The 16,219-nt window shown below is 52.4% G+C and carries 15 protein-coding genes and 2 tRNA genes; 12 read left to right on the top strand and 5 right to left on the bottom strand.

The features are described from left to right. Position 1: 1 nt before the first annotated feature. Positions 2-967, top strand: a complete 966-nt coding sequence (locus LCD46_20110; protein UOY70307.1) for a DMT family transporter — start codon at positions 2-4, stop codon at positions 965-967. Between the two features lie 15 nt (positions 968-982). After that, the gene (cgtA, locus tag LCD46_20105; GenBank protein UOY70306.1) at positions 983-2,155 is read left to right on the top strand and encodes an Obg family GTPase CgtA; all 1,173 of its coding nucleotides are present in this window, start codon (positions 983-985) and stop codon (positions 2,153-2,155) included. Between the two features lie 35 nt (positions 2,156-2,190). On the opposite strand, the gene pmrB is transcribed toward cgtA, so the two are convergent. The 3 genes from pmrB to dacB are packed head-to-tail and all read right to left on the bottom strand — an operon-like array spanning position 2,191 to position 5,329. Continuing rightward, a complete protein-coding gene (gene pmrB, locus LCD46_20100; GenBank protein UOY70305.1) occupies positions 2,191-3,234 on the bottom strand; it encodes a two-component system sensor histidine kinase PmrB in 1,044 nt (347 codons plus the stop codon). Next, positions 3,231-3,893: a two-component system response regulator PmrA gene (gene pmrA / locus LCD46_20095; protein UOY70304.1), complete on the bottom strand. Its 663-nt coding sequence runs from the start codon at positions 3,891-3,893 to the stop codon at positions 3,231-3,233. Before pmrA ends, pmrB begins: the two co-directional genes overlap by 4 nt. A gap of 2 nt (positions 3,894-3,895) precedes the next feature. Further along, positions 3,896-5,329, bottom strand: coding sequence for a serine-type D-Ala-D-Ala carboxypeptidase (gene dacB, locus LCD46_20090; protein ID UOY70303.1), 1,434 nt, complete (start codon positions 5,327-5,329; stop codon positions 3,896-3,898). Between the two features lie 225 nt (positions 5,330-5,554). Here dacB and greA point away from each other — a divergent pair, with 225 nt between their 5' ends. Continuing rightward, on the top strand, positions 5,555-6,031 hold the full coding sequence (gene greA, locus LCD46_20085) for a transcription elongation factor GreA (GenBank protein UOY70302.1): 477 nt from the start codon (positions 5,555-5,557) through the stop codon (positions 6,029-6,031). 151 nt (positions 6,032-6,182) lie between these two features. Here the strand turns inward: greA and yhbY are convergent, their stop codons facing one another. Beyond that, positions 6,183-6,476, bottom strand: coding sequence for a ribosome assembly RNA-binding protein YhbY (yhbY, locus tag LCD46_20080; GenBank protein UOY73012.1), 294 nt, complete (start codon positions 6,474-6,476; stop codon positions 6,183-6,185). 127 nt (positions 6,477-6,603) lie between these two features. Between yhbY and rlmE the strand changes: the two genes are divergently transcribed. The 6 genes from rlmE to LCD46_20050 all read left to right on the top strand — a co-directional run bounded on the left by rlmE (position 6,604) and on the right by LCD46_20050 (position 12,196). Then, positions 6,604-7,230 (top strand): 23S rRNA (uridine(2552)-2'-O)-methyltransferase RlmE, encoded by a 627-nt coding sequence (gene rlmE / locus LCD46_20075; protein UOY70301.1) that lies wholly within the window; start codon positions 6,604-6,606, stop codon positions 7,228-7,230. A gap of 102 nt (positions 7,231-7,332) precedes the next feature. Then, on the top strand, positions 7,333-9,267 hold the full coding sequence (gene ftsH / locus LCD46_20070; protein ID UOY70300.1) for an ATP-dependent zinc metalloprotease FtsH: 1,935 nt from the start codon (positions 7,333-7,335) through the stop codon (positions 9,265-9,267). Positions 9,268-9,365: 98 nt separating this feature from the next. Beyond that, on the top strand, positions 9,366-10,214 hold the full coding sequence (folP, locus tag LCD46_20065) for a dihydropteroate synthase (protein UOY70299.1): 849 nt from the start codon (positions 9,366-9,368) through the stop codon (positions 10,212-10,214). Further along, positions 10,207-11,544 carry a phosphoglucosamine mutase gene (glmM, locus tag LCD46_20060; GenBank protein UOY70298.1) on the top strand — a complete coding sequence of 446 codons (1,338 nt, stop codon included), beginning with the start codon at positions 10,207-10,209 and terminating at the stop codon, positions 11,542-11,544. The genes folP and glmM overlap by 8 nt, the downstream gene beginning before the upstream one ends. 223 nt (positions 11,545-11,767) lie before the next feature. Further along, positions 11,768-12,100, top strand: a complete 333-nt coding sequence (secG, locus tag LCD46_20055; protein ID UOY70297.1) for a preprotein translocase subunit SecG — start codon at positions 11,768-11,770, stop codon at positions 12,098-12,100. Between the two features lie 9 nt (positions 12,101-12,109). Beyond that, positions 12,110-12,196: transfer RNA gene (locus tag LCD46_20050), tRNA-Leu, on the top strand. A 104-nt stretch (positions 12,197-12,300) separates the two neighbouring features. Here LCD46_20050 and argG read toward each other — a convergent pair. After that, on the bottom strand, positions 12,301-13,647 hold the full coding sequence (gene argG, locus LCD46_20045) for an argininosuccinate synthase (GenBank protein ID UOY70296.1): 1,347 nt from the start codon (positions 13,645-13,647) through the stop codon (positions 12,301-12,303). 286 nt (positions 13,648-13,933) lie between these two features. On the opposite strand from argG, the gene LCD46_20040 reads away from it, so the two are divergent. From LCD46_20040 to nusA, 3 genes are all read left to right on the top strand, one after another. After that, positions 13,934-14,010: transfer RNA gene (locus tag LCD46_20040), tRNA-Met, on the top strand. Positions 14,011-14,217: 207 nt separating this feature from the next. Continuing rightward, a complete protein-coding gene (gene rimP / locus LCD46_20035; protein UOY70295.1) occupies positions 14,218-14,670 on the top strand; it encodes a ribosome maturation factor RimP in 453 nt (150 codons plus the stop codon). A 28-nt stretch (positions 14,671-14,698) separates the two neighbouring features. Next, positions 14,699-16,201, top strand: coding sequence for a transcription termination factor NusA (nusA, locus tag LCD46_20030; protein ID UOY70294.1), 1,503 nt, complete (start codon positions 14,699-14,701; stop codon positions 16,199-16,201). Positions 16,202-16,219 lie beyond the last annotated feature (18 nt).

Genomic DNA, 16,219 nt, shown 5'->3' with positions numbered 1-16,219 from the left:
CATGAAGCAGCAGGCCGGCATCGGTATTCTTTTGGCGCTCACCACCGCAATGTGCTGGGGTGCCCTGCCAATTGCAATGAAGCAGGTACTGGAAGTGATGGAGCCGCCTACGGTGGTCTTTTATCGCTTTCTGATGGCAAGCATCGGTCTCGGGGCCATCCTGGCTGTCAAAGGTAAGCTTCCTCCCTTGCGGCTCTTCCGTAAACCGCGCTGGCTGGTATTGCTGGCTATCGCGACGGGCGGTCTGTTCGGTAACTTCATCCTGTTCAGCTCTTCCCTGCAATATCTCAGCCCCACGGCGTCGCAGGTGATTGGTCAGCTTTCACCGGTGGGCATGATGGTCGCCAGCGTCTTTATCCTCAAGGAGAAGATGCGCGGTACGCAGATTGTCGGGGCGAGCATGCTGCTATGCGGTCTGGTGATGTTCTTCAACACCAGTCTGATAGAGATTTTTACCCGGCTGACGGATTACACCTGGGGTGTGATCTTCGGCGTAGGAGCAGCAGCGGTCTGGGTGAGTTATGGCGTCGCGCAAAAGGTGTTATTGCGACGTCTGGCCTCACAGCAGATCCTCTTTTTGCTGTACACTTTGTGTACAATAGCATTGCTGCCATTAGCAAAGCCGGGTGTGATTGCCCAGCTTAGCGACTGGCAACTGGCGTGTCTCATTTTTTGTGGACTGAATACGCTGGTCGGTTATGGCGCGCTGGCCGAAGCGATGGCGCGCTGGCAGGCAGCACAGGTGAGCGCGTTAATCACGCTGACTCCGCTGTTTACGCTGTTATTTTCAGATTTGTTATCAATGGCCTGGCCCGATGTCTTCGTCAGACCGATGCTCAACTTGTTGGGTTATCTCGGTGCGTTTGTCGTGGTTGCGGGCGCGATGTATTCCGCCATTGGTCATCGTCTTTGGGGACGTTGGCGCAAAAATGAAGCGGTTGTAGTAGTCCCCCGCTCAGGCGAATGAGTTACGGAGAGTAAAATGAAGTTTGTTGATGAAGCGACGATCCTGGTCGTGGCTGGTGATGGCGGCAACGGTTGCGTGAGCTTCCGCCGTGAAAAATATATCCCACGTGGTGGCCCTGATGGCGGTGACGGCGGGGATGGTGGTGACGTTTGGCTGGAGGCGGATGAGAACCTCAACACGCTGATCGACTACCGTTTCGAAAAATCATTCCGCGCTGAACGTGGCCAGAATGGCCAGAGCCGTGACTGTACCGGTAAACGCGGTAAAGATGTCACTATTAAGGTTCCTGTCGGTACGCGTGTTATCGACCAGGGTACCGGTGAGACCATGGGTGACATGACCAAACACGGTCAGCGTCTGATGGTCGCAAAAGGTGGCTGGCACGGTCTGGGTAACAGCCGTTTTAAATCTTCTGTTAACCGTACTCCACGTCAGAAAACGATGGGGACGCCTGGCGATAAGCGCGATCTGCAACTGGAGCTGATGCTTCTGGCAGACGTGGGCATGCTGGGTATGCCAAATGCCGGTAAATCGACGTTTATTCGCGCCGTGTCTGCCGCGAAACCTAAAGTGGCGGACTATCCGTTTACCACACTGGTACCAAGCCTGGGCGTTGTCCGCATGGATAACGAGAAGAGCTTTGTGGTTGCCGATATTCCGGGCCTGATTGAAGGTGCTGCTGAAGGTGCCGGTCTGGGTATCCGCTTCCTGAAACACCTTGAGCGCTGCCGCGTATTGCTGCACCTCATTGATATCGATCCTATCGACGGTTCCGATCCGGTTGAAAACGCCCGAATCATCATCGGCGAGCTGGAAAAATACAGCGAAAAACTGGCGAATAAACCACGCTGGTTGGTCTTCAACAAAATTGACCTGATGGACAAAGCCGAAGCGGAAGCGAAAGCTAAAGCGATTGCTGAAGCGATGGGTTGGGAAGAGAAATACTACCTGATCTCTGCAGCAAGCCAGGTTGGCGTGAAAGACCTCTGCTGGGATGTGATGACCTTTATCATCGAGAACCCAATTGTTCAGGCCGAAGAAGCGAAACAGCCTGAAAAAGTCGAATTCATGTGGGATGACTACCACCGTCAACAGCTCGAAGAGCTGGAAGCGGAAGAGGAAGAAGACTGGGATGATGACTGGGATGAAGACGACGAAGAAGGCGTCGAGTTCATCTACAAACACTAATATCAGTTCAAAGCCCCTCGTTCGAGGGGCTTTTTTTATTCCAGCGTTGAGGGCAACCAACAGCTGGCGATTAAACCGCCCTCAGCACCGTTATCAAGCGTCAGCTTGCCACGGTGGAGTTGCACGATGCGCTGAACAATACTCAGCCCCAGACCGCTACCACCGAAACGCTGATCAAGACGGCGGAACGGTTCAGTGATTGATTGTCGGTGCGCTTCAGCAATACCCGGTCCCTGGTCGATAACGCTGACCTGGGTACCCCCCTCGACCTCGTTTAATGACACTTTAATGGTTGTTCCTGACGGGCTGTAACGACCGGCATTCTCCAGCAGGTTACGCAGCATCAGACGCAGAAGCACGGCGTCTCCCTGAACCGTGAGCGCACTTTTAGCAGGCCATATCACGGTATGTTCTTTGGCTTCATGCTCAAGGCTGAGTGGGGTGATGATATTGTCTGTCCAGTTCACCGTTTCGTAATGGCCGCTGGCCATTGCTTGCCCGGCTCGGGCCAGCATCAGCAGTTGCTCAACGGTGTGCATGAGTTGGTCAATACGGCTAATTAACGTCGCGGCCTGAGGAGAACCAGATTGCGCCATGAGTTCCAGATGGAGTCTGATACCGGCAAGGGGCGTCCGCAGTTCGTGTGCGGCATCTGCGGTGAAAAGACGCTCCTGTTGGATGGTATTATCCAGCCGGGCGAGCAACTGATTCAGCGAGGTGGTGACGGCACCAATTTCTTCCATGTCGGAATACATTGGAAGCGGCGTTAAGTTATCTGCCGAACGGTTAGCCAGGCTGGCACGCAGTTTATTCAGGGGTTGGGTTATCCAGGTCACTGCCCAGAAAGAGAAAAGCAGCGTAAAGCCAACCATCACCAGAGAAGGGACCAGCAGAGAGGCAATCGCTTCACGGATCTCTTTTTCAACGTGATTATTCCGCGCTTTTGCCGACAACGTCTCACTGACCAGAAAACCAATCTGTTCACGGCTTTCATGCCACAGCCAGATCACGCTTATCAGTTGGAAAAATAACAGAATGACCGCCAGCAGCACCATCAATCGCCGACGCATGCTGTTCATTTCTGACTCTCCAGGCGGTAGCCAACGCCACGGACGGTTTTGATCCGGTCCTTGCCAAGCTTACGACGCAGGTTGTGAATGTGGACTTCAAGGGTATTGGACCCCGGATCGTCCTGCCAGGAGTAGATATCCTGTTGCAGGGTTTCTCTGTGTACCGTTTGCCCGCTGCGCATAATCAGGCGCGTCAGCAAAGCAAACTCTTTTGGTGTCACCTCAATCGGCTGGGACTGACGTAGTACCTGCTGGGTTTGCAGATTCAGCGTAATATCGCCATCAGTCAGTAAGTTATCGCTATGACCCTGATAACGGCGTATTAACGCCCGGACGCGGGCCTGAAGCTCTGCCAGTGCAAAAGGCTTCACCAGGTAATCATCTGCGCCAGCATCGAGGCCAGTGATACGATCTTCAATGGCATCGCGTGCTGTCAGGATCAACACTGGATTAGCGATCCCGCGGCGTCGCCACTGACTGAGCAGCGTGGCACCGTCTTTATCAGGTAAGCCCAAATCGAGGATCACCAGACTGTATTCGCCGCTCTGGATCAGAGCATCCGCCTCTGCCGCTGTGCCAGCACAGTCGAGGGCATACCCTTCATTGGCCAGCCCCAGCGCCAGCCCTTCCTGTAATAACAGATCGTCTTCAACTATAAGTAGTTTCATCGCTAGTTATTCTGGTAGATGTCCTTATAAAGCCTGCTTTCGAATCGAACAAGCGGAATACGACGATTGCGCTGGTCGGTTGGTTCGACGGCATAGCCGGAAAGATACTGCACGAATGCCATGCGTTGTCCGCTGGCGGTGGTGATGAAGCCTGCAAGGTTGTAAACCCCCTGCAATGAACCTGTCTTAGCGGATACTTTACCATCCACACCGGCTGCGTGAAGCCCGGCGCGGTACTGCAGCGTGCCATCCTGCCCGGCAAGTGGCAGCATAGAAATAAAGTTTAGCTCAGTGTCATGTTGTGCAATGTACTGAAGCACTTGCATCATGCTGGCCGGGGAGATCAAATTATGGCGTGATAACCCGGAGCCATCGACGGCGATGGTATTACCCAGGTCGATCCCTGCCTGTTGTCGCAGGATCTGACGAACAGCATCTGAACCCGCGCGCCAGGTACCTGGCACGCCAAAGCGCGCGTGACCAATCATGCGGAACACGGTGTCGGCAATCATGTTGTCAGACTTTTTCAGCATAATTCGCAGCAAATCGTGCAGCGGTGGCGACTGTTTGCTGGCGATGACCGTGCCGGGTTGATTGACCTGCGTCTGACGAAGCAGCGTGCCGGAGTATGTTATTCCCGCTTGTTTCAGCTCATCTTTCAGAATGGCACCCGCATAGCTTGCCCCATCCTGTATCGCAAAGGCCAGCGGCAGCGGATCGGCGCGCTGCGTGAGGCAGCCCGTCAGCGTGAAGCGGTTAAGATCGCCTGGTACCACGTCCAGTTCGCAATACTGCGCATCCGGTGAGCCCTTGGCCAGCGTGCGTACCTGACTAAACATGGTGACCGGGTAGTAGGACGCCACGCGGATAAACGCTAAATCATCTGGCTTTGGTGCGCTGTAAAGCGAAACAGAGAAACAGTTACGGTCAACAATCGCGGCGGCGGGCGGGGCGCTAAAGCACTGCGTCATGTCGTTCCACGGCCAACCTGGAGCCTTATCGTGGCTGGCAAAAATGGAGGTGTCGATCAGCACATTGCCATCAATCTTCTGCACACCCGATTTTTTCAGCACCGCAACCATATTGCGGATATCCTGGCGTTTAAATGTCGGGTCACCCCCGAAACGGGCGATAAGATCGCCTTTCAGTTCACCGCCCACGACGTTGCCTTTGGTCTCAAGGGTGGTGGTAAAACGAAAATCAGGCCCGAGCTGAAGCAGGGCGGCGAGCGCAGTGATCACCTTCTGGGTACTGGCGGGCAGCGCCATTTGTTGACTGTGGTAGTCAATTTCTGGCGTCGGCGCTCCGACCTTCTGCACCATCAATGCAAGGTTGGCACCTGCGGGCAGTTGATTAATATACTCATCAACATTCGCAGCCTGAACGCTGAACGTTATACTGGTAGTCAATCCGATGATAAAACTGGAAAATCGCATAATCTCGCGCTAACAACCCGAAAACAAACCGTCATACTACGGTGCATAGCACTGCAAAGTAAACGATGACCCATAGTGAACTTCGGGGTAAAATGCGTATCAAATTGAAAATTGCTGCTGACCTGGGGCCTGACCCCGGGTCGGTTTTCTTTTTGCTTCTGGCCTGCTAATGCGGCTGGGGCAGGGAACACTGCTCCCAACAGGAATGTTTAAGAGGTATAACAAATGCAAGCTATTCCGATGACCTTACGTGGTGCCGAAAAACTGCGCGAAGAGCTGGATTTCCTGAAATCCGTTCGCCGCCCTGAAATTATCGCCGCTATCGCGGAAGCGCGTGAGCATGGCGACCTGAAGGAGAATGCTGAATATCATGCGGCGCGTGAACAGCAGGGCTTTTGCGAAGGGCGTATTAAAGATATCGAAGCCAAGCTGTCTAATGCGCAGGTTATCGACATCACAAAAATGCCAAATAATGGCCGCGTGATCTTCGGCTCAAGCGTTACTGTGCTGAACCTGGACAGCGACGAAGAGCAGACTTACCGCATCGTGGGCGATGATGAAGCCGATTTTAAACAGAACCTGATTTCGGTGAACTCGCCAATTGCTCGCGGCCTGATTGGCAAAGAGCAGGATGATGTTGTGACTATCCGCACCCCAGGTGGTGAAGTGGAGTACGAAATTATCAAGGTCGAGTACCTGTAATTCGCCTCTCTGCTAAGATGTTGATACATTGTAAAGAAAAGAAAAAGGCCGCGTAGCGGCCTTTTATCAACTCAAGGAGCGTGGCATTTTGCTCACTTGCTGACAGAAATCCCTCGTTTTACACAGTAAATGTGTTCGATTCAGGATATCCTTAGCGTGGCAGCGAGATTTTACGCTCTTTAGATGGGCGGTAGAGCACCAGCGTTTTACCGATGACCTGTACATTACAGGCGCCGGTTTCGCGCACGATGGCTTCCACGATCAGGTTTTTAGTGTCTCTGTCTTCAGAGGCGATTTTCACCTTGATCAGCTCGTGGTGTTCCAGCGCTTGTTCAATCTCGGCAAGCACCCCTTCGGTCAAACCATTGTTGCCAAGCATGACTACAGGCTTGAGCGGATGTGCCAGACCTTTAAGGTGCTGTTTTTGTTTAGTACTCAGATTCATCGTATATTTTTGCTTACGTTGGGATTGAAAACGGTTCATTCTACCGCCATCTCCCTTATATCGCCAAATAGCTGCGTAGAAATTTACGTCACAGGCAAGCAACGATGAACCAGGACGGAAATGTTAAATGACAGGTAAAAAGCGTTCTGCCAGCTCCAGCCGCTGGCTTCAGGAACACTTTAGCGATAAATATGTTCAACAGGCGCAGAAAAAGGGGTTGCGATCCCGCGCCTGGTTTAAACTTGATGAAATACAGCAAAGTGACAAACTTTTTAAGCCGGGGATGACGGTTGTTGACCTCGGTGCGGCACCTGGCGGATGGTCCCAGTATGCGGTAACGCAGATCGGCGGAACCGGCCGAATCATCGCGTGCGATCTTTTACCAATGGATCCCATCGTCGGTGTCGACTTCCTTCAGGGCGATTTTCGTGATGAATTAGTGCTGAAAGCGTTACTTGATCGTGTTGGTGATAGTAAGGTCCAGGTTGTCATGTCGGATATGGCACCAAATATGTGTGGAACACCGGCGGTGGATATCCCCCGCGCCATGTATCTGGTGGAGCTAGCGTTAGAAATGTGTCGTGATGTACTAGCGCCTGGTGGTAGTTTTGTTGTGAAGGTGTTTCAGGGCGAAGGTTTCGAGGAGTATCTTAAGGAAATTCGCTCCCTGTTTGCGAAGGTCAAAGTTCGTAAACCGGACTCTTCCCGGGCGCGTTCCCGTGAAGTGTATATTGTAGCGACCGGGCGAAAATGATAACCGGTGGATTTCAGGCGAAAGTTTGAATGAAACTGGATATAGAGTATCCTGACGCTGTTTTTAACACAGTTGTAATGTGAGGTTAATCCCTTGAGTGACATGGCGAAAAACCTAATTCTCTGGCTGGTCATTGCCGTTGTGCTGATGTCAGTATTCCAGAGCTTTGGGCCCAGCGAGTCGAATGGCCGCAAGGTGGATTATTCTACCTTCCTGCAGGAGGTCAATCAGGACCAGGTTCGCGAAGCGCGTATCAACGGACGTGAGATCAACGTTACCAAGAAAGATAGTAACCGTTACACGACTTACATCCCGGTGAACGATCCTAAGCTGCTTGATAACCTTCTGACTAAAAACGTCAAGGTGGTAGGTGAGCCGCCAGAAGAACCAAGCCTGCTGGCTTCTATCTTCATTTCCTGGTTCCCGATGCTGCTTCTTATCGGCGTTTGGATCTTCTTTATGCGTCAGATGCAGGGCGGCGGTGGCAAAGGTGCCATGTCGTTCGGTAAGAGCAAGGCGCGTATGCTGACGGAAGACCAGATCAAGACCACGTTCGCTGATGTTGCCGGGTGCGACGAAGCGAAAGAAGAGGTCGGTGAACTGGTTGAATACCTGCGCGAGCCGAGCCGTTTCCAGAAACTGGGCGGTAAGATCCCGAAAGGCGTCCTGATGGTTGGCCCTCCGGGTACCGGTAAAACCCTGCTGGCGAAAGCTATCGCGGGTGAAGCGAAGGTGCCGTTCTTTACCATTTCGGGTTCTGACTTCGTAGAAATGTTCGTGGGTGTCGGTGCATCTCGTGTGCGTGACATGTTTGAGCAGGCTAAGAAGGCGGCACCGTGCATTATCTTCATCGATGAAATCGACGCCGTTGGCCGCCAGCGTGGCGCGGGTCTGGGTGGCGGTCACGATGAACGTGAACAAACGCTGAACCAGATGCTGGTTGAGATGGACGGTTTCGAAGGTAACGAAGGTATCATCGTTATCGCGGCGACTAACCGTCCTGACGTACTTGACCCTGCGCTGCTGCGTCCAGGCCGTTTCGACCGTCAGGTTGTGGTGGGTCTGCCAGATGTTCGCGGTCGTGAACAGATTCTGAAAGTCCATATGCGTCGCGTACCGCTGGCGCCAGATATCGACGCGGCAATTATTGCGCGCGGTACCCCGGGCTTCTCCGGTGCGGACCTGGCTAACCTGGTCAACGAAGCAGCACTGTTTGCCGCTCGCGGTAACAAGCGTGTTGTGTCGATGGTGGAGTTCGAGAAAGCGAAAGACAAAATCATGATGGGTGCGGAACGTCGCTCCATGGTGATGACCGAAGCGCAGAAAGAGTCCACGGCGTACCACGAAGCGGGTCACGCGATTATCGGCCGCCTGGTACCGGAACACGATCCGGTGCATAAAGTAACGATTATTCCGCGCGGTCGAGCGCTGGGTGTGACCTTCTTCCTGCCTGAAGGTGACGCGATCAGTGCCAGCCGTCAGAAACTGGAAAGTCAGATTTCTACCCTGTACGGCGGTCGTCTGGCGGAAGAGATTATCTACGGTGCGGAACATGTTTCTACCGGTGCGTCTAACGACATTAAAGTCGCGACAAACCTGGCGCGTAACATGGTGACTCAGTGGGGCTTCTCTGACAAACTCGGTCCACTGCTGTATGCAGAGGAAGAGGGTGAAGTATTCCTGGGTCGTTCTGTGGCAAAAGCGAAACATATGTCCGATGAGACTGCACGTATCATCGACCAGGAAGTGAAAGCGCTGATTGAACGTAACTACGGTCGCGCACGTCAGATCCTGAACGACAATATGGACATTCTGCATTCGATGAAAGATGCGCTCATGAAATATGAGACCATTGATGCTCCGCAGATTGACGACCTGATGGCCCGCCGCGAAGTGCGTCCGCCAGCAGGCTGGGAAGACCCAGGTGCTTCCAACAATTCTGACAACAATGGCACCCCGCGTGCGCCGCGTCCGGTTGATGAACCGCGTACGCCAAACCCGGGCAACACCATGTCAGAACAGTTGGGCGATAAGTAAGTCACTGCTGTTGAAGCGTTTGTCTGTACCTCAAACCCTGGAGCTTGCTCCGGGGTTTTTCTTTTCTGTTTAACCTTGAAAATACCAGGGATTTTGCCATGAAACTATTCGCTCAGGACTCGCATCTCGACCTCTCACATCCCCATGTGATGGGGATCCTGAATGTTACCCCTGATTCCTTCTCCGACGGTGGTACGCATAACACGCTCATCGAGGCGGTTAAGCACGCAAATTTAATGATCAATGCAGGTGCAACGATCATTGACGTTGGCGGCGAATCGACGCGTCCTGGTGCGGCGGACGTTTCTGTGGAAGAAGAGCTGGCGCGCGTAGTACCGGTGGTGGAAGCGATAGCACAGCGATTTGAGGTCTGGATCTCTGTTGATACATCCAAGCCAGAAGTGATTCGTGAAGTGGCGAGAGTAGGTGCTCACATTATCAATGATATCCGTTCGCTTACCGAACCTGGCGCACTTGAAGCCGCTGCGGAAACCGGCTTGCCGGTTTGCCTGATGCATATGCAAGGGCAACCGAGAACCATGCAGGAAGCGCCAAAGTATGATGATGTGTATGCCGATGTGAATCGCTTCTTTATTGAGCATATTGCTCGCTGCGAACGTGCAGGTATCGCAAAAGAGAAATTGCTGCTCGACCCGGGGTTCGGTTTCGGTAAAAATCTCTCCCACAATTATGCATTGCTTGCGCGCTTATCGGAATTTCATCACTTTAACCTGCCGCTGCTGGTGGGGATGTCGAGAAAGTCGATGATTGGTCAGTTACTGAATGTGGGGCCAGGGGAACGCCTGAGTGGTAGTCTGGCCTGCGCGGTGATTGCGGCGATGCAAGGTGCGCACATTATCCGTGTCCATGACGTCAAAGAAACAGTAGAAGCCATGCGTGTGGTGGAAGCCACACTGGCAGCGAAGGAAAACAAACGCTATGAGTAATCGTAAATATTTTGGTACCGATGGTATCCGTGGGCGTGTAGGCGATGCTCCAATCACTCCTGATTTTGTCCTGAAGCTTGGCTGGGCTGCTGGCAAGGTACTGGCGCGTCATGGCTCCCGTAAGATCATTATCGGTAAAGACACCCGTATTTCGGGCTATATGCTGGAATCCGCGCTGGAAGCTGGTCTTGCGGCTGCCGGGCTATCCGCTTCCTTTACTGGCCCAATGCCAACACCTGCAGTCGCGTACCTGACGCGTACTTTCCGTGCAGAAGCGGGGATTGTTATTTCGGCGTCACACAACCCGTTCTATGACAACGGTATCAAGTTCTTCTCCATTGATGGCACCAAGTTGCCGGATGAAGTGGAAGAGGCCATCGAAGCCGAAATGGAAAAAGAGATCACCTGTGTCGATTCCGCAGAACTGGGTAAAGCTAACCGTATCGTCGATGCGGCGGGTCGTTATATCGAATTCTGCAAAGGGACATTCCCGAACGAGCTGAGTCTGGCACATCTCAAAATTGTGGTGGACTGCGCAAACGGTGCGACCTACCACATTGCCCCGAATGTCTTTCGTGAATTGGGCGCAAAAGTGATTACCATTGGGTGTGAGCCGGATGGTCTGAACATTAACGAGCAGGTCGGAGCGACAGACGTTCGTGCCCTGCAGGCGCGTGTGCTGGCGGAAAAAGCCGATCTGGGTATTGCGCTGGACGGCGACGGTGACCGCGTGATCATGGTCGACCACGAAGGCAATAAGGTCGATGGTGACCAGATCCTGTATATCATCGCGCGTGAAGGTTTGCGTCAGGGTCAGTTGCGCGGCGGCGCAGTCGGTACCTTAATGAGTAACATGGGCCTGGAACTGGCACTTAAACAGCTTGGTATTCCGTTTGTTCGTGCGAAAGTTGGCGACCGCTATGTGCTGGAAAAACTGCAGGAGAAGGGCTGGCGAATTGGCGCAGAGAACTCCGGTCACGTGATTCTGCTCGACAAAACCACCACCGGTGACGGTATTGTCGCCGCACTGCAGGTGGTTGCTGCCATGGCGCGCAACCATATGAGCCTGCACGATCTCTGCAGCGGTATGAAAATGTTCCCACAGATCCTGGTGAACGTGCGGTTTACCGCCGGTAAAGGCGATCCGTTGGAAAATGATAACGTGAAAGCGGTGATGGCTGATGTTGAAGCTGCCCTGGGCAACCGTGGACGCGTACTGTTGCGTAAGTCTGGTACTGAACCACTGATTCGCGTCATGGTGGAAGGTGAAGACGAAGCGCAGGTTAATGAATTTGCGCACCGTATCGCGGATGCCGTAAAAGCTGCATAATCTTGCACGCTAAATGTTTAAAAAGGCGGCTTTTGTCGCCTTTGTTTTGAGCAATTAATGGCTTTTTGCTGTTTTTTTCCGCAGTTGATACAATGCGTCAAAAATGCCCTTGCGAAGGTCATTCGCTTTGGTTAGTATTCACACCCGCTTCAGTGGGAAACAAAAATCCTGCTAATTGGTCGAAGCATTGGTATGCGGCAAATCCGCAAGGAACAGGTTGATTATGTACGAAGCTCTTTTAGTTGTTTTCCTTATTGTAGCCATCGCTCTCGTAGCGCTGATTATGCTGCAGCAAGGTAAAGGCGCTGATATGGGAGCCTCCTTCGGAGCAGGCGCTTCCGGTACGCTGTTCGGTTCAAGTGGTTCTGCGAACTTCATGACCCGCACAACGGCGATTCTGGCTACGCTGTTCTTCATCATCAGTCTGGTACTTGGCAATATCAACAGCAACAAGACCAGCAAAGGAAGCGAGTGGGAAAATCTGAGCGCGCCAGCAAAAACTGAGCAAACTCAACCAGCTGCTCCGGCTAAGCCGACCAGCGATATCCCGCACTAAGTATTCTGTACCGAGGTGGTGGAATTGGTAGACACGCTACCTTGAGGTGGTAGTGCCCTAACGGGCTTGTGGGTTCGAGTCCCATCCTCGGTACCAATATTCCAGAAAAAAGACGTCGAAAGACGTCTTTTTTTTCGTCTGTGGATTAACAGACATAAAAAAGGCGTCCATCGGACGCCTTTTGCATTTCTTGTCAGCGATTACTTCTTATCGCTGTGCTCCAGGTTTTCAACCTGTGGCAGACCATTACCGGAACTGGCAGAGAGCAGGCCATTCTCAACATAGTTAAACAGCTTCGCACGGGTATCGGTGATGTCCAGGTTACGCATGGTTAACTGGCCAATACGATCGTCCGGAGAGAACACAGATTCCCCTTTCTCCATGGTCAGACGTTCTGCTTTGTAAGTCAGGTTGTCAGACACGGTGTTCAGGATGGAGTAGTCGTTACCGCGACGCAGTTCCAGCGTAACTTCACCAGTGATTGCACTTGCAACCCAACGTTGCAGGGAATCACGCAGCATCAGTGCCTGCGGATCGAACCAGCGGCCCTGATACAGCAGTTTACCCAGTTGACGGCCATGAGAGTGATACTGCTCAATGGTATCTTCGTTGTGAATACCGGTCAGCAGACGCTCGTATGCGATATGCAGCAGCGCCATCCCCGGAGCTTCATAGATGCCACGGCTTTTCGCTTCAATGATACGGTTTTCAATCTGATCGCTCATGCCCAGACCGTGACGACCACCGATACGGTTTGCTTCCAGCATCAGCTCAACATCGTCAGAGAAGGTTTTGCCGTTCAGCGCAACCGGATGACCACGTTCGAAACGCACGGTCACTTCTTCCGCCTGGATTTTGACGTTTTCGTCCCAGAACTTCACACCCATGATTGGGTTAACGATCTTCACGCTGGAATTCAGGAACTCCAGGTCTTTCGCTTCGTGCGTCGCACCCAGCATGTTTGAGTCGGTGGAATAGGCTTTCTCGACTGACATCTTGTAGTCAAAACCACATGCGATCATGAATTCGGACATCTCATGACGGCCACCCAGCTCGTCGATGAAGTCAGTATCCAGCCACGGCTTGTAGATCTGCAGTTCAGCGTTCGTCAGCAGACCATAACGATAGAAACGTTCGATATCGTTGCCTTTATAGGTGCTACCGTCACCCCAGATGTTCACACCATCTTCTTTCATGGCCGCAACCAGCATCGTTCCGGTCACAGCGCGGCCCAGTGGAGTGGTGTTGAAATAGGTCAGGCCGCCGGTGGTATTATGGAACGCACCGCACTGAATAGCCGCGATACCTTCAGCGACCAGTTGCTTACGGCAGTCAATCAGACGTGCGTTCTCTGCGCCATATTCCATGGCACGACGAGGGATCGCATCATAATCTTCCTCATCTGGCTGACCGAGGTTCGCAGTATATGCATACGGAACCGCTCCCTTCTGACGCATCCACAGCAGTGCAGCGCTGGTATCCAGGCCGCCTGAGAAAGCGATGCCAATACGTTGTCCTACCGGAAGATGCTTGAGAATCGTCGTCATATAATAAAACCCTGCTTGATTGACTGATTAGAGACCGCTTTCGCTATCTGTGCATTTTTATGCAAGATAAGTGAGTATTCATTTAATCATCTTTTGTCGATGACCGAAAGAGACTCCTGCGTTTTTTGTAAAAATTTTGGTCTGATTGCTCTGACTGAAGTCGCCTTGACAGGTGGGGTCAACTATCAATATACTGAACGCCGATTTTACGTCCCGTCTTCGGTACCAAATCCCAGCATTATTTGCAAATTCTGTCCAAAACGCGTAGAATTTGCCACGTTTCAGGCGCGGGGTGGAGCAGCCTGGTAGCTCGTCGGGCTCATAACCCGAAGGTCGTCGGTTCAAATCCGGCCCCCGCAACCACTTTCCCATAAAGTTCTTTTTCAAATATACTGTGAAGACTTAGAGCCTTCGTAGCTGGATTTGAAAAAATTCTTTCGGAGAGTGCTCCAGGCCACAGTTGTGGCTATAGGGTTCAGTTATCTAAAGCCCCGATTTATCGGGGTTTTTTGTTATCTGACTACAGAATAACTGGGCTTTACGCCCTTTTTTTATGTCTTGGGGGTGGGCTTGTCCACATTAGAGCAAAAATTAACAGAGATGATTACTGCACCGGTCGAAGCACTGGGCTACGAACTGGTCGGCATCGAATTCGTTCGCGGCCGTACATCGACGCTGCGCATCTATATTGATAGTGAAGATGGCATCAATGTTGATGATTGTGCTGATGTTAGCCACCAGGTGAGTGCGGTTCTTGATGTTGAAGACCCGATTACCGTTGCGTACAACCTGGAAGTTTCCTCACCTGGCCTCGATCGCCCGATGTTCACGGCCGAACACTATGTGCGTTTTACCGGTGAAGAAGTGGCTCTCGTTCTGCGTATGGCCGTACAGAACCGCCGTAAATGGCAGGGAATTATCAAAGCCGTTGATGGTGAAATGATCACGGTAACAGTCGAAGGCAAAGATGAAGTGTTCGCGCTGAGTAATATCCAGAAGGCGAACCTGGTTCCCCACTTTTAACAGTCTGGATTGAGGTGAAAAGCCCGCGATGAACAAAGAAATTTTGGCTGTTGTTGAAGCCGTCTCCAATGAGAAATCACTGCCGCGTGAGAAGATTTTCGAAGCGCTGGAAAGTGCACTGGCTACAGCAACCAAGAAAAAATACGAGCAAGAGATCGATGTTCGCGTAGAAATCGATCGTAAAAGCGGTGACTTCGATACATTCCGTCGTTGGGTAATCGTTGAAGAAGTGACCCAGCCGACCAAAGAGATCACCCTGGAAGCGGCACGTTTTGAAGACGAAAGTCTGAACGTGGGTGAATACGTTGAAGATCAGATTGAATCTGTGACTTTCGACCGTATCACGACCCAAACCGCGAAACAGGTTATCGTGCAGAAAGTGCGTGAAGCCGAGCGCGCGCTGGTTGTTGACCAGTTCCGCGATCAGGAAGGCGAAATCATTACTGGCGTGGTGAAGAAAGTGAACCGCGACAACATCTCTCTGGAAATCAAATCCGAAGGGATGCCGGGTAACGCTGAAGCGGTAATTCTGCGTGAAGATATGCTGCCGCGTGAAAACTTCCGTCCAGGTGACCGTATTCGCGGTGTTCTGTATGCCGTGCGTCCTGAAGCGCGTGGTGCACAGCTGTTCGTGACCCGTTCTAAACCAGAAATGCTGGTTGAACTGTTCCGTATCGAAGTACCGGAAATCGGCGAAGAAGTTATCGAGATTAAAGCAGCGGCTCGCGATCCGGGCTCTCGTGCGAAAATTGCGGTGAAAACCAACGACAAGCGTATCGACCCAGTCGGTGCTTGCGTCGGTATGCGTGGTGCGCGTGTTCAGGCTGTCTCTACTGAGCTTGGCGGCGAGCGTATTGATATCGTTCTGTGGGACGATAACCCGGCGCAGTTCGTGATCAACGCAATGGCTCCAGCTGATGTGGCGTCTATCGTTGTTGACGAAGATAAACACACCATGGATATCGCTGTTGAAGCGGGCAACCTGGCTCAGGCAATCGGCCGTAATGGTCAGAACGTTCGCCTGGCGTCACAGCTGAGCGGCTGGGAACTCAACGTCATGACCGTTGATGACCTGCAGGCTAAGCATCAGGCTGAAGCCCACGCGGCGATCGATACCTTCACGAAGTACCTGGATATTGACGAAGATTTCGCCACTGTTCTGGTTGAAGAAGGTTTCTCTACGCTGGAAGAACTGGCCTATGTGCCAATGAAAGAGCTGCTGGAAATTGACGGTCTGGATGAGCCAACCGTTGAAGCCCTGCGTGAACGCGCTAAAAACGCACTGACCACCCTGGCACTGGCTCAGGAAGAAAGCCTTGGCGATAAGAAGCCGGCTGATGACCTGCTGAATCTGGAAGGTCTTGATCGTGCGATTGCGTTCAAGCTGGCTGCCCGTGGTGTTTGTACGCTGGAAGATCTCGCTGAGCAAGGCGTTGATGACCTGGCTGATATCGAAGGTTTAACCGACGAGAAAGCCGGCGAGCTCATCATGGCCGCACGTAATATTTGCTGGTTCGGCGACGAAGCGTAATAAACTGTAGCAGGAAGG

The sequence above is a fragment of the Enterobacter ludwigii genome (assembly GCA_023023105.1).
Classification (GTDB): domain Bacteria; phylum Pseudomonadota; class Gammaproteobacteria; order Enterobacterales; family Enterobacteriaceae; genus Enterobacter; species Enterobacter adelaidei.
Note: the sequence above shows the minus strand (reverse complement) of the source record. Positions and strands in the feature narration are given on the sequence as shown.

What these genes read in the sequence shown, in the direction of transcription:
- LCD46_20110 (UOY70307.1), top strand. Translation starts at nt 2, where the DNA reads ATGAAGCAGCAGGCCGGCATCGGTATTCTTTTGGCGCTCACCACCGCA.
- cgtA (UOY70306.1), top strand. Translation starts at nt 983, where the DNA reads ATGAAGTTTGTTGATGAAGCGACGATCCTGGTCGTGGCTGGTGATGGC.
- pmrB (UOY70305.1), bottom strand. Translation starts at nt 3,234, where the DNA reads ATGAACAGCATGCGTCGGCGATTGATGGTGCTGCTGGCGGTCATTCTG.
- pmrA (UOY70304.1), bottom strand. Translation starts at nt 3,893, where the DNA reads ATGAAACTACTTATAGTTGAAGACGATCTGTTATTACAGGAAGGGCTG.
- dacB (UOY70303.1), bottom strand. Translation starts at nt 5,329, where the DNA reads ATGCGATTTTCCAGTTTTATCATCGGATTGACTACCAGTATAACGTTC.
- greA (UOY70302.1), top strand. Translation starts at nt 5,555, where the DNA reads ATGCAAGCTATTCCGATGACCTTACGTGGTGCCGAAAAACTGCGCGAA.
- yhbY (UOY73012.1), bottom strand. Translation starts at nt 6,476, where the DNA reads ATGAATCTGAGTACTAAACAAAAACAGCACCTTAAAGGTCTGGCACAT.
- rlmE (UOY70301.1), top strand. Translation starts at nt 6,604, where the DNA reads ATGACAGGTAAAAAGCGTTCTGCCAGCTCCAGCCGCTGGCTTCAGGAA.
- ftsH (UOY70300.1), top strand. Translation starts at nt 7,333, where the DNA reads ATGGCGAAAAACCTAATTCTCTGGCTGGTCATTGCCGTTGTGCTGATG.
- folP (UOY70299.1), top strand. Translation starts at nt 9,366, where the DNA reads ATGAAACTATTCGCTCAGGACTCGCATCTCGACCTCTCACATCCCCAT.
- glmM (UOY70298.1), top strand. Translation starts at nt 10,207, where the DNA reads ATGAGTAATCGTAAATATTTTGGTACCGATGGTATCCGTGGGCGTGTA.
- secG (UOY70297.1), top strand. Translation starts at nt 11,768, where the DNA reads ATGTACGAAGCTCTTTTAGTTGTTTTCCTTATTGTAGCCATCGCTCTC.
- argG (UOY70296.1), bottom strand. Translation starts at nt 13,647, where the DNA reads ATGACGACGATTCTCAAGCATCTTCCGGTAGGACAACGTATTGGCATC.
- nusA (UOY70294.1), top strand. Translation starts at nt 14,699, where the DNA reads ATGAACAAAGAAATTTTGGCTGTTGTTGAAGCCGTCTCCAATGAGAAA.